General features: G+C 61.3%; 7 protein-coding genes. 2 read left to right on the top strand and 5 right to left on the bottom strand.

All coding sequences use genetic code 11. From position 1 onward, the window contains the following. Positions 1 to 34: 34 nt before the first annotated feature. The 5 genes from QVP03_RS04925 to QVP03_RS04905 form a co-directional block, all read right to left on the bottom strand. Positions 35 to 2,353 carry an alpha-amylase family glycosyl hydrolase gene (locus QVP03_RS04925; RefSeq protein ID WP_022332454.1) on the bottom strand — a complete coding sequence of 773 codons (2,319 nt, stop codon included), beginning with the start codon at positions 2,351 to 2,353 and terminating at the stop codon, positions 35 to 37. A 105-nt stretch (positions 2,354 to 2,458) separates the two neighbouring features. Next, positions 2,459 to 4,273, bottom strand: coding sequence for a SusE domain-containing protein (locus tag QVP03_RS04920; protein ID WP_022332453.1), 1,815 nt, complete (start codon positions 4,271 to 4,273; stop codon positions 2,459 to 2,461). A gap of 23 nt (positions 4,274 to 4,296) precedes the next feature. After that, positions 4,297 to 5,955 carry a RagB/SusD family nutrient uptake outer membrane protein gene (locus tag QVP03_RS04915; RefSeq protein WP_022332452.1) on the bottom strand — a complete coding sequence of 553 codons (1,659 nt, stop codon included), beginning with the start codon at positions 5,953 to 5,955 and terminating at the stop codon, positions 4,297 to 4,299. A gap of 13 nt (positions 5,956 to 5,968) precedes the next feature. Then, a complete protein-coding gene (locus tag QVP03_RS04910) occupies positions 5,969 to 9,010 on the bottom strand; it encodes a SusC/RagA family TonB-linked outer membrane protein (RefSeq protein ID WP_026318237.1) in 3,042 nt (1,013 codons plus the stop codon). 43 nt (positions 9,011 to 9,053) lie between these two features. Further along, on the bottom strand, positions 9,054 to 10,361 hold the full coding sequence (locus QVP03_RS04905; protein ID WP_022332450.1) for an MFS transporter: 1,308 nt from the start codon (positions 10,359 to 10,361) through the stop codon (positions 9,054 to 9,056). A 223-nt stretch (positions 10,362 to 10,584) separates the two neighbouring features. Between QVP03_RS04905 and QVP03_RS04900 the strand changes: the two genes are divergently transcribed. After that, positions 10,585 to 11,967 carry a sensor histidine kinase gene (locus QVP03_RS04900; RefSeq protein WP_022332449.1) on the top strand — a complete coding sequence of 461 codons (1,383 nt, stop codon included), beginning with the start codon at positions 10,585 to 10,587 and terminating at the stop codon, positions 11,965 to 11,967. 1 nt (position 11,968) lies between these two features. After that, the gene (locus tag QVP03_RS04895) at positions 11,969 to 12,721 is read left to right on the top strand and encodes a LytR/AlgR family response regulator transcription factor (RefSeq protein ID WP_022332448.1); all 753 of its coding nucleotides are present in this window, start codon (positions 11,969 to 11,971) and stop codon (positions 12,719 to 12,721) included. The last annotated feature ends 69 nt before the right edge of the window (positions 12,722 to 12,790 follow it).

Below are 12,790 nucleotides of genomic sequence, written 5' to 3'. Positions count from 1 at the left end.
AAGTAATGCGGGCAACCGTTTCATGGCGGGTCGTTTAGAGCGTGAACACGACCGACGACCAGGCACCCATGAGCAGTTTCGACGAAGCGTCGCCGCGCTGGAGCTTCACTTCACCTGAGACGCCTACGGCCTTGTCCGGTTGGTCGGTAAGGGTCAGTATCTGCTCCTCCCGGCCGAAGTTGTGCACGACGAGCATCCGTTCGCCGTCCAGCTCGCGGTACCAGGCCGCGATGGATTGCTGCGAGGTGTTGCCGTCGTTGTAGACCGGGTGTTTGACCATCTTGCCCTGCGCCAGCACGGGGTAGGTGTTGCGCAGCCGGGCGAACGTGCGGTAGAGGTTGAGCAGCGAACCGTCGTCGTCGGCCTGCGCCTCGACCGAGATCGCTGCGGTCAGCATCTGCATGTCGATCTTGCCTGAGAGGCTTCCCGAAGCCAGTTCGTTGCCCGCCTTGTCCCACAGGATCGGGGCGCGGACATATTCGTCGCCGTTGGATTTGGTGCCCCAGTACCCGAGCTCTTCGCCCTGGTAAATGTAGGGTGCGCCCTGCGCCGTGAGCAGTACGGCGGCCGCCACCTTCATCTTTTCGACGGACTGCCCCAGGTCGGAGCCCGTGCGATCCTCGTCGTGGTTCGAAAGTTTCGTGGCTTCGATGTAATCGCTGCGGTACTGTGCGTAGAGGGGCTGCACGTCGAGGATGTCCTTGACGAAATAGCATCCGATGCCGTTTTGCAGCGCCCATTTGAGCTTGTACCAGAACGTGAATTCGAACAGTGCCGGCAGCCCCCGGTAATAGGGTGCCGCCTTGTCCGCTTCGTCGAGCATCTCGCCCACCATGTAGAAATCGCCCTCTCCGCCGGCGGCCTTGTAGGTCTCGTTCATGCGGTCGTAGAATTTCTTGAGGAACGTGGGGTTCTCGTCGTTGTAGGCGTTGTGGTAGATGTGCTTCACGGCATCGAGGCGGAACCCGTCCACGCCCATGCGTACCCACTTGTCAGCCGCTTCGGCGACGGCCTTGAACGCCCCGGACTGCTCCGCCTCGGCGGCTTTGCCGTAGTTGAGGTCGGCGAATGCCGCCGTCCAGAAGTGCGAATGGTACATCGTCGGCAGCGAGAACTGCACGTTGGCCGGGTCGGCCGAGCGGTTCGATGTCAGGGTGAAGGGCTCCCCGAACCGGATGATCGTCCGGTTGTCCGGGGCGCCGTATTTGGTGCCTGCGGCCCACGACGTGGTCGAGGTGCGGACGAGGAATCCCCAGTCGGAATCGAAGTCGAGCGTCAGTTCGTAGCTGTTGCCGCCCCTGGTGTAGAAGCGTTTGCTCGTGCCGTTGCCGAAATAGAGGTACTTGTCGTCCGGGCCGCCCTGCGTGTTGTCCGCGTCCGCGGCGTCGGTCGTTTCGGTAACGGTCACCGTCGGGCTGTCGGCATTTGTCCAGTCGAGTACGAACTTGAAGCGCCCGGCGGCACCCGCCCCCGTGTCGGTCGAGAACCATTGTCCGGCATCGTAGCCTGCGGCGCCTTCCGTGGCGATCTGGTCGATCCGCCCGGCCGCGATGTCGGCCTGCGGGTCTTCGGAGAAGATATAGCGGTCACGGTAAGGGCTCCCTTCGGACGCGGCGGCCGATTTGAACCACGGGTGGTCTTTGCCCGTATGGTTGAGCACGTAATCCAGGTAGACCCGGATGCCGCGGGCATGGGCCGCGTCGATGAATGCCCTCAGGTCGGCGTCCGACCCGAAGGCGGGGTTGACCGCCTCGTAGTCGAGCACGTCGTAACCGTGGTACGAAGCCGCCGGATGGATCGGTGAGAGCCACACGGCCGAGGCGCCGAGTGCGTCGATGTAGTCGAGCCGCCGGGTCAGCCCCGGCAGGTCGCCCACCTTGTCGCCGTTGCCGTCGGCGAAGCTGTATACCAGCAGCTGGTAGCTTATGTCGGCGCGTTTGCGGTTGTCCCACGCATCGGGCTGGGCGACGACCTGCTCGCCCTCGAAATCCTGGGAGGCATCGCCGCTCTGTGTCACGGTGACGACGACCGGATCGCAGCCCGGGGCGGTGAAGGTAAGCGTCGCGGAGCGTTTCGACGACTCGTTTGCGATCGCCGTGACCGCGAACGACGTGGAGGTTTTGCCCGATGTGAGGGCCGGTGTGCACCATGCGGTATTGTCGCTCTGCGTCAGCGACCACGCGCCCGCATCGGTGCGCAGGTCGAGCAGCCGGCTGCCGCCCGCGGCTTCGAATTCTATCTCCGTGGGGGTCACGGAGAGCATACTGCCGCCGGTATCGCCGGTCTTGTCGTCGCTGCACGACACGGATACGGAAAGTACGAGTGCCAGCAGCAGGAAAAGAAATTTTTTCATAGCGGAATCTTGGTTAAAGTTCGTTTCGGGGCCTGCCGCCCGGTCAGGGACGGCAGGCCAGAAACGGGACGGCAGCCTGTGCGCCGTCCCGTGAAAGGGTGGCCGTTATTCGGCCTCTGCCGGGGTCTTGCCCTCGGACATGATGTATATCTGCGAATTCGCGAGGTCGAAATAGATGTCGTAGGTGCCGTCGAGCTGGACTTTCATGTTCTGCGAACCGCCGCTGGTGATGATGTCTACGGCCTTGTTGATATCGACCGCACCGCCCGACGCCGTGCCGTAGTTCTTGGAGTCGTCCCAGGCGTTGTTGAAGCGGATCTTGAACTCGCTGGCGGTGGTCAGGGCTACGCCTTTGCGAACGAGGTACGCGCCCTCCTCGCTCATGGAGAAGTCGCCCAGGTCACCCCATCCGGTGATGTTGCCGACCAGTCCCCATGTGTCGGCGACCAGCTCGGGCTTGGCGCCTGCGGCCATCACGTAGGCGCGTCCCGCCTCGGGCAGCAGCCAGTAGTCGTACGTGCCGGCTTCGGCGATCACGGCATTGACCTTGTCGGCGGAAACCTTGAAGGCCGAGCCGATCGTGCAGGTGTAGGGGTTGCTGCCGGCGAATGCGGCGTCGGCCCCGATCCACTGCGACTCGTCGCCGCTCTTGAAGAGGAATTCCGAGTTGGCGGCTACCTCGATTCCTGCGGCCTTGTAGGCCACGATGTTCGAGCTGGCGCTCTCCATGGCCGTCGGGCCCCAGTCGGGGGTTGCGACGGTCTGGCCGTGGATGTACCAGTCGGCCGTTTCCGGCCCCGGGTCGGGTTCTTCGCCGCCGCCCGCGCCGTAGTCGCCGGCATTGAGTTCGTAGGTGATCTCCGCAGAGTTGTTCAGGGTGGCGTATACGCGGTAATTGCCCGCCGTGGCCTTGATGTTGTCGCCGTTCTGCGAAAGGTGTCCGTCCGCCCCGCCGAAGTTTATCGTCCAGTCGTTGTCCGCACGGAATTTGAATTCCCCGGCGCTCAGTGTGACGTCGACCCAGAAACGCTGTTTTTGGGTGTCGAAATTCATCTCCGTGTCGGTGTCCCAGCCGCCCGGGGTGGCATCGCCGATAATGCCCATCGAGTTGAACGACAGCTTGTTGCTTAACGTCAATGTCGAACGGTCGAATACGAGGCGGTAGAAGCGCTTGGAATAGGCCATGATGTTTCCGGAGCCGCCGCTGGAGATTAGCGAGATGGAGGCTGCTTCGGGATCGGGGGCCGGGGCATCGCCGTCGGTGCCCCAGTTGCACGTGTCGTCCCAGCCTGCGATGCCGGTGAGCTTGAAGCCGTTGGCGGCCTTTTCGCCGAAGTCCACGATGGCTTCGTAGGTGATCTCGTCGCCCGAGAAGCTGAACAGGAACTGAGAGTTACCGTGGTTCCAGCCGCAGTAATCGCCGATCACCCAGACCGTCGGGTAGGTGCGCTCGGCCGTGGTCACGGTCATGCGGACGGTGACGGGGGCGGAGTAGAATTTTTCGAAGTCGGTGCCGATCGTGGCGCTGATGTAGAAATCCACGTCCGTAGGTTCGCCCGAGGGTACTCCCAGGCCGCCGTCTTCGACGGAAAGCGCAAGGATGTTGTTGAGGCTTTCATAGGTCTGCTCGGACGAGGTGCCGTCCATACCCGTGAAGAGCACCAGTTTCGCACCGTCGTTGTACGAGGCTTCGATCGAGTAGTTGATCTGGGTGCGGACGCCGAAGTCGGCGGCGTCCCAGGTGAAGGTCTGCGTCGAGCCCATGTTGTCGGGCGTAATGACGATCTCCCCGGGCAGCGCATGCAGCACGGGCGCCACGACCTTGTCGGGGTCGTAGGCCTTTACCTCGTCGAGCTTTTGGCAGGCGGAGAGGAGTCCCGTCGCAGCCGCCAGCATCATCGCATATCGTGTAATTTTCATAGTCGTACGATTTTTAGGGTTGGTTATTTATCGGTTGCGTTTCCGTAGCCGGGATTCTGGTGCAGTTCGGGGTTGGAAGCGAGCTCCGACGAAGGGATGGCAAAGATTTTCATGTAATCATCGAACCCCTGTCCGGTGAAGGTGCCGCCCTTGTATGTCCAGAGGAACGACGGGGTGGTGAACTTGCCGTAGCGGATCAGGTCGGTGCGGCGGTGCCCCTCCCACATCAGCTCGCGGGCACGCTCCTCGAGTAGGTAGTCGGCCGTGACCGACGAGGGGGCCGATACCCCGGCACGGTTGCTCAGCTCCTGGAGTTTCGGCAGCGCGGTGTTGGCCTGTCCCAGGTTCATGCAGGCCTCGGCGTAGATCAGGTAGATCTCGCCCAGGCGGATCATCGGGAAGTCGATGTCGCTGTATGCCTTCGATGCAGCCGTGGCAAGGAATTCGTCGTTGGTCATGTTGTGGGGGATATTGTTGAACTTGAGGCAAGTCCACCCGTTGAGGAAGACATAGAGCGCATCGTTCATCGACTCCTGGCGGCCTTTGATGTAGAACATTCCGCCGCGTTTGTCACTGACCGTATATTCGCCCGTGGTGTAGTCCGCGTTGCGGGCGTTGAAATATTTCTGCACGTATTCGTAGGGTACGCGGATGCCGGCCCAGCCGTTGTTCACGCCGTTGATCTTCTGTTCGGCCGTCACGTCGGTGGCGGCGATGGCTGCCAGCGTCAGGTACGACGTGCCGCCGTAGGACTGCGTCTGCTCGGCGTCGTATGCCACGCCGAAGATGATCTCCTTCAGGGCGTCGGCGTTCTCGCCGTTGTCGCCGCGGAAGAGGTCGGAATACTCCGGGCAGAGCGAGTAGCCCATGCCGAAGATCGCTTCGCAGGCGGATTTGGCCTCCGTCCACATCGGGGTGCCGGCATAAACCTCGGCATTGAGGTACATGCGGGCCAGCAGGCCGTTGACCGCACCCTTGTCGGCACGCGGGTAGTTCGAGCGTGCGGCAGGCATCGCGCTTTCGTCCGAAGCCAGGTCGGTCAGCTCCGAGATGCAGTAGTCGAAGACATCCTTGCGCGAGGCCTGTTTGGGGTTCACACCGCCGCCGAAGGGCGAGGTCTCGGTCGTGAACGGCACGTCGCCGAACACGTCGAGGGCGATCCAGTAGAAATAGGCGCGCAGGAAACGGGCCTCGGCGCGGAAGCTCTGGATCCTGGCGGCCAGTTCGCTGCTCACGCCGCGGTCGGAGAGTTTGTCCGAGGCGGTCTGGCGCAGGTACTCGTTCACGTAGGCGATGCCCTGCAACGTACGTACGTAGACGGCGTAGGTCGCGTCGTTGTCGGCGTCGGACCACGTGTCGGTATTCATGGCGCGTACCCAGGCGTCGTTCTCCCAGGCGCATTTGCAGGCGTCGGCCGTAACCTCCTGGATCGTCCAGAATGCGCGGATGAGCTCCGAGGCGCCGCCGTCGCTGACCTGCAGGTCGGTGGTGTCGTTCGAGACGAAATTGAAATAGAGTTTGGTGAGCCCGGCCAGGTAGCCGTTCTCGTCTTTCCCGTAGACGGTCTCCGAGGTCGAGTCGGACGGGTTGAGGGGCAGGGTGTCGAGATCCCCGATGCACGAAGTGAGCAGCATCGCTGCACCTGCCGCCGCCAAGGCGAAATGTTTTATGTCGATTTTCATGGTTCGTTCGTTTTTAGAAGTTTACATTCAGACGCAGCGAATAGGTGCGCGGGCGCGGCCAGATCGAGCCGTCGATGCCGTTGACACCCGGTATTTCGGGGTCTACGCCGCTGTAATCGGTGATGACGAATACGTTCTGCACGCCGAAGGCGACGCGCATCGAACCCTTCCAGTTGCCGATCTTGTTGAACGTGTAGCCGAGGTTGATGTCGTCCATGCGGAAGAACGAGGCGTTTTCGAGGAACATGTCCGAATACCACTGCTCGCCGCTGTTGGCCTTCGTAAAGCCGGTCTTCTTGACCAGCCGTGCGAAGTTGGGCAGGTTGCCGGCGTTGATGTCGATGTTGGACGTCGAGTTGGCCGAGGCGAAGTCGTTGAAGACCCAGTTGCCCGCCGAACCGTGGCCGTTGAAGCCGAAGTCCCAGTTCTTGTAGCTCAGCTTGAGGCTGATGCCGTAGAAGAAGTCGGGGTTGGGGCTCTTGTCGGTCACATAGCGGTCGGCCTGTGTGATCTTGCCGTCCTTGTCACGGTCGACCAGCGCGTTCTGGATCGGATTGCCGTCCTGGTCGTATACCTGCTGGAAACAGTAGAAAGTGTAGGGCGCATAGCCTACCTTGTGGATCTGGAGCAGGTTGCCCGTGCCCTTGGTGATGCTTCCCGTCTGGATGTTGTAGTCGGGGTCGTCGGTGTTGTTGAGCTTGGTGAACTCGGTGTGCTGGAACGTGCCGTTGAAGCCGACCGTGAGGTTCCAGTCCTTGGTCTGCACGGGGATGAAATTCAGGTTGAATTCCACGCCCTTGTTCTCCATCGAGCCGATGTTGGTGAGCACCGTGTTGCCGAAGTTCGAGCCCATGGGGGTGATGACGCTGTTCAGAAGGTCGTCCGTCTGGCGCAGGTACCAGTCGACGCTACCGTTGATGCGGCCGCCGAGGAACCCGAAGTCGAGTCCGACGTTGTAGGTCGTCGTGGTCTCCCATTTGATGTTGGGGTCGTAGGCGCCCGGCGTGAGGTAGAACATGTGCCCGGCGCTGCCCATGTAATAGGTCTTATAGACGTCGGTCGACATGTAGTAACGCGCCAGGTAGGGATAATTGGAGCCGATCTCCTGCTGCCCGGTCTGCCCCACGCCGACGCGCAGCTTGAGGGCCGAGACGGCACGCGAATCCTTCAGGAAATTCTCCTCGGCGATGTTCCACGCAAAGGCGCCCGAAGGGAAGAGGCCCCAGCGGGTATCCTTCGAGAAACGCGATGAGGCGTCGTCACGCAGCGTGAAGGTGAAGAGGTATTTCGAGGCGATCGAATAGTTCAGGCGTCCGTAGAACGAGAGCAGGTAATTCTCCTGGCGGTTGAACGGGTAGCGCGAATCCTCGCCTTTCTGCTCGTGCGTTTCGTTGAAATAGGATACCGAGTGGTCGGAGCTGTAGAAATGCTGCCACGAATAACCGGCCATCACGTCGAGGTGGTGGATGCCCCACTCCTTGTTGAAGTTGGCGTAGAATTCGAGCAGCTGGTTGCGGCGGAAGTTCGTCGTCCACGAATACTGTCCCCAGCCGCGGGCCTCGGTGTCGGTGTATGCCTGGAACGAGCCGGGGTTCACGCCGTCGTAGGTCTTGGCGCTCGATACGTCGAGGCCGAGGTTGAGGTTGAAGCGCAGCGCCTCGAAGCCGTGAACCTTATAGTCGATCTGGGCGTTGCCGATGAAACGCTTGGCACGCGCCGTATTGTCGCGGTCGTAGAGCTGCGAGAGCGGGCCTGCGCCCAGCAGGGTGTTGGGCGTGAAGTCCTCGCCGCGGCCCGATCCGTAGTTCCAGTATCCGTTGGTGGTCGTGTAGTCGATCGAACCGTCGTCGTTGCGGAAATAGGGGTCGATCGTGGGGTTGAAGAAGGCCGCCGAACCCACCACGCCGCCCGAGGCGTAGCGCTGCGACGTGATGACGCCCTTGGCGTTGAGGTTGACCGTGAGATGCTTGTCGAAGAAGTTGGGCGAGAGGCTCAGGTCGAGCGTCCCGCGTTCGTATTTCGACGTTTCGAGCGTACCCTGCTGGTTGGTATAGCCCACCGATGCGCGGTAGGGCATGCGGTCGTTGATGTTGCCGATCAGGCTGACGTTGTGGTCATGCGAAATGGCGGTGCGGAAGACCAAGTCCTGCCAGTTGGTGTTCTTGTCGCCGAGCATCGACTGCACCTTGTCGCCCGTGGTCGTACCTGCGGGGTATACCTGGTCGATGTAGGTGCGGAACTCGCCGGGGGACATCACGGGCAGCTCGTCGGAGTTGGTCTGGACGCTCACGCTGCCGCTGTACGATACGCGGGGCGTGTTGCCGCGCCCCTTCTTGGTGGTGACGAGGATGACGCCGTTCGAAGCACGCGAACCGTAGATGGCCGCCGCCGAAGCGTCCTTGAGCACGGTGAAGGATTCGATGTCGTTGGGGTTGATCGTCTCCAGCGGGTTGGCCATACCCTTGCCGCCGTCGACTGCGATGGGTACCCCGTCGATCACGATCAGCGGGTCGTTCGAGGCGTTGAGCGAAGCCGCACCGCGCACGCGGATGGTGGCGCTCGATCCGGGGCCGCCGTCGCCGGGGATGATGTGTACGCCCGGAACCTTGCCCTTGAGCATGTCCTGCGTGGAGACCACGGCTCCGCGGTTGAACTCTTCGGCCTTGATTGCCACGACCGAACCGGTCATGTCGTTCTTCTTGACCGAACCGTAGCCGATCACCACCACGTCGTCGATGCCCATGGCATCCTCTTCGAGCGTGAGGTGTGCCAGCAGCGACGAACTGGCCACCAGGCTGACGGTCTTGTAACCGACATAGCTGACTTCGATGACCGATTCGGGGCCGGCGGCGCGGATGGCATAGTCGCCGTCGATGCCCGTCGAGACGCCGTTGGTCGTGCCCTTTTCGACGACGGTAGCGCCCAGGATCGGCATTCCGGACTTGTCGACAACTACGCCTTTAACCTCATAACCAGCGTTTTGCGCCAGCGTGAGGGGGGGGGTAAATTGACATATGAGCAAGATACCCGCACACATAGTTAAAAATCGTTTCATAAGAATTTTGGTTAGTTTATAAGTTGATTTTATGGATTGTAGGTCATTGGGCCTTGTGTTCTTTGACCAGGAAGACCGACACGGCGGCCAGCAGCATGAAGACCCCGGCGAGCGCCAGCATGTCGGCCGCGTCGGAGGCGAAGCAGTACTTGACGATGGCACCGCCGGTCAGTCCGATGACGATCTGGGGGACGGTGATCGTGAAATTGAAGATACCCATGTATACGCCCATGCGGCGTGGCTCGACTGCGCGCGACAGGATGGCGTAGGGCATGGCGAGGATGCCCGCCCAGGCGATGCCGATCCCCACCATCGGGAGCATCAGCGCGTACTGGTCGTGCAGCAGGCACAACCCCGCTAAGCCCAGCGCCCCGGCGAGCAGGCAGGCCGCGTAGACGGGTTTGTTGCCGTAGCGCGCGGCGACGCGCCCGAGGAACAGGGCGGCGATGCAGGCGGGGATGGGGTAGGTGCCGTTGAGCACGCCGACCCAGGTCTGCGTGGCACCGGCCGAGAGTACTTCGCCCGTGGCATGGTCGGTGACCACACCCGTGATGGCAGGTTTGAGGTAAGTCCACATCAGGAAGAGCGCCGCCCACGAGAAGAACTGCGTGACGCCCAGCCGCACCATCACGCCGGGGACGTTGCGCATGAGGCCGACGAAGCTCACCGGTTTGGCGTCCTCCTCGGAGAGGTTGTTGTAGCGGGCGAACTCCCCGGGCGGATATTCCCGTGTCTTGAACGAGGTGACGAGCACCGTGAGCAGCAGGATCGCGCCCCCGGCATAGTAGGAGTAGGCGATGTGCGGCGAAACATGCCCCGGAGCGGCCTCGTCCGACACGCCGAGCCATGTCATGACGAGCGGCAGGATAGCGCCGACGACCGCACCGAGGTTTATCAGGAAGGTTTGTACCACGTAGCCCTGTGTCTTCTGCGAATCGTCGAGCATGTCGGCCACCAGCGCCCGGAAGGGCTGCATCGTGACGTTGAACGACAAATCCATGAACAGCAGGATGAAAGCCCCCATGGCGAGCGGGGCGAAGGCGAGCAGTTTGGGGCAGTTGGGCATGAGCACCAGCGCCAGCGCCGAGATCAGCGACCCGCCCAGGATGTAGGGGATGCGGCGGCCCCAGCGCGTCCAGGTGCCGTCGGAAAAAAGCCCCACGATGGGCTGGACGATCATGCCGGCCAGCGGTGCCGCCAGCCAGAAGTAGCTCAGGTGGCTGACATCTGCCCCCAGCGATTCGAAGATGCTCGACGTGTTGGAATTCTGGAGCGAATATCCGATCTGCACGCCGAGGAAGCCGAAGCTGAGGTTCCAAATCTGCCAAAATGAGAGTTTAGGCTTGGTCATTTCGGTTTTTCGGTTGGTTTTCAGGTTATACAAATTTTAATAAAAAAATCCGGACGGCGAACCGCAGGGCGACGAACGGAAGGTTCAGCCGGATGAACGGGCGGATTTTTGCGACGAACGGTAGCCCGCGGGGGACGATTTGGAATTTCCGCGGAAAAACACTACCTTTATTCATAAATAAACAAAACCCGTATATACTTTAATACAGCCTCAGTCAGCCTATATGCGATCGCTCAAAGTGTCCGGAATCATCCACCTGTTCGCCGTGCTCCATGCCGTGGTCGCCCTTTCATGCCATCTGGCGGGGATCAACGACGAGTTGGTGCTGACGCTGCTGACGATCGTGCTGATCGTGCTGATCTGCCTCAAACGCGGCCTGAACGTGGAGTTCACCGCTGCCAGCGTGATCGTCGTCAACGTGATCGGCTACCTACTGGGTACGGGCGGTGCGCAGCTGATCGAGCTGTTATTGCACGCCCCGCCCGTGGTGCATGCCGTCTCGACCTTCATAACCACCGAGATTCTGGGCTGGAGCATCGTGTGGTTCACCAAGTTGTTCCGCCGCGGCGACGACACGGCGAGCCGCTCCTCGGCCTGGACGCCCCGCATCGGGTTGCTGCTGCTGGCCGTGGGGGTGATTTTCGTGCTGAGGCTGGCCTATGTCGAGCTTTTCGCCTCGCCCTCCTTTTCCACAGACCGCCTCTACCACATGGCCGACATGCTGGCTTCCAATTCCGCGGCACTGATTATCCTGCTGTGCGTCAATATCATCTATGTCCGGCATACGCGCAGGCGTGAAACCCGGCACGGTCTGATCGCCGAAATCGCGGCGTTCCTCCTGTTCGTGCTGCTCACGTCGGCCTGCGTGGCGCTCATTACGGGGTTGCACCTGCCGTTCGCCTTCGACCGCTCGTTCTCCGCACGGGAGTTCCTGCAACTGTGGATCGTCACCCTGCTGGTCGAGGTGACCCTCTATTCGGTCGTATTTATGGTTGATTACGCCCTGGTCGCACGTGCCGTGCTGCGTGCCGAGCGCGGCAAGGCGCACCAGGCGCAGTTCCGTTACATGAAACTCAAACAGCAGGTCAACCCCCATTTCCTGTTCAACTCGCTCAATATCCTCGACTGCCTGGTCTGCGAGCAGCGCACGGAGCAGGCCAGCGCCTACATCCATAAACTGGCGGGCATCTACCGTTACATGCTCCAGAACGAGGAGGAGACGCTCGTGCGCCTGCGCGAGGAGATGGCTTTCGTGGGGATGTACGTCGACCTGTTGCAGGTGCGTTTCCCCGAGGGGTTTCGCGTGGAGACCGACATTCCGGACGAGGCCATGAACCGCCATGTCCTGCCCTGCTCGGTGCAGCTGCTGATCGAAAACGCCATCAAGCATAACTCGGTGGGGGCCGACCGGCCGCTGGTGATCCGCATCGTCGCCGGGGCCGGAGCCGTGACGGTGTCGAACAACCTTCAGCTGAAGGTATCCGGCACTACCTCGACCCGTGTGGGGCTGAACTACATCCGCCAGCAATACCTCGACCTGTCGGGCATCCCGATCGGGATACGCCGTACCGATACCGAATATTGTGTCACCTTACCGTTGCTGTAATATGAACGTACTGATCGTAGAAGACGAAATGATGGCCCAGGCAAACCTGGCGCGAGCGCTGACCCAGCATTTTCCCGACGTACGGATCGTCGGGACGACCGGCTCGGTCAGGGAGACGGTGCTCTGGCTGCGCACGCCGGGGAACAGTGCCGATGTGATTTTCATGGACGTGGAGCTCTCCGACGGGGATTGCTTCGAGATATTCCGCCAGGCGGACGTGACGGCGCGGGTCATCATGACCACCGCATATGACAATTACGCCGTGCGGGCGTTCGAGGTCAACAGCATCGACTATCTGCTCAAACCGATCGACCCCGCAGCGCTGCGGCGTGCCGTGGAGCGTTGCCGGGTGCGGAGCGGGGGCATCGACCCCGACGTATTGCTGAACGCGATCCGCGGCCCGCGCGAATACAAACAGCGTTATGTCGTGCGTTTCAACGACCGGATCGTTCCGGTACAAACCACCGACATCGCCTATTTCTACTCGGAAGAGAAAAACACCTACCTTGTCACGAGCGATAACAACCGCTATGTTGTGGATCAGTCGCTCGACGTCCTTTCGGACGAACTGGATCCCGGGCGGTTTTTCCGCATATCGCGCAGTTGCATCATCGCCATGCCGGCGATCGTCAGCATCGTGAAATATCTGGGCAACCGGCTGAAGATCACGGCACGTCCGCGTCCTGAGTTCGAGATGGTGGTGAGCCGGTCGCGGGTCGACGACTTCCTGAAGTGGTTGGAGGGGAATGGCTGAGCCTTCGTCGCGGCTGCATGATAAAAAGGGGTACCCATCGTGATGTGCACCCCAAAGTTTGGACTGATT

The organism is Alistipes sp. CAG:29, assembly GCF_000435435.1.
Taxonomy (GTDB): Bacteria; Bacteroidota; Bacteroidia; order Bacteroidales; family Rikenellaceae; genus Alistipes; species Alistipes onderdonkii.
This window is presented reverse-complemented; position numbering and strand designations above follow the sequence as displayed.

Bases quoted from the DNA above. Each gene is read 5' to 3' on its own strand.
- QVP03_RS04915 (WP_022332452.1), bottom strand. From the start codon at position 5,955: ATGAAAATCGACATAAAACATTTCGCCTTGGCGGCGGCAGGTGCAGCG.
- QVP03_RS04900 (WP_022332449.1), top strand. From the start codon at position 10,585: ATGCGATCGCTCAAAGTGTCCGGAATCATCCACCTGTTCGCCGTGCTC.
- QVP03_RS04920 (WP_022332453.1), bottom strand. From the start codon at position 4,273: ATGAAAATTACACGATATGCGATGATGCTGGCGGCTGCGACGGGACTC.
- QVP03_RS04925 (WP_022332454.1), bottom strand. From the start codon at position 2,353: ATGAAAAAATTTCTTTTCCTGCTGCTGGCACTCGTACTTTCCGTATCC.
- QVP03_RS04910 (WP_026318237.1), bottom strand. From the start codon at position 9,010: ATGAAACGATTTTTAACTATGTGTGCGGGTATCTTGCTCATATGTCAA.
- QVP03_RS04905 (WP_022332450.1), bottom strand. From the start codon at position 10,361: ATGACCAAGCCTAAACTCTCATTTTGGCAGATTTGGAACCTCAGCTTC.
- QVP03_RS04895 (WP_022332448.1), top strand. From the start codon at position 11,969: ATGAACGTACTGATCGTAGAAGACGAAATGATGGCCCAGGCAAACCTG.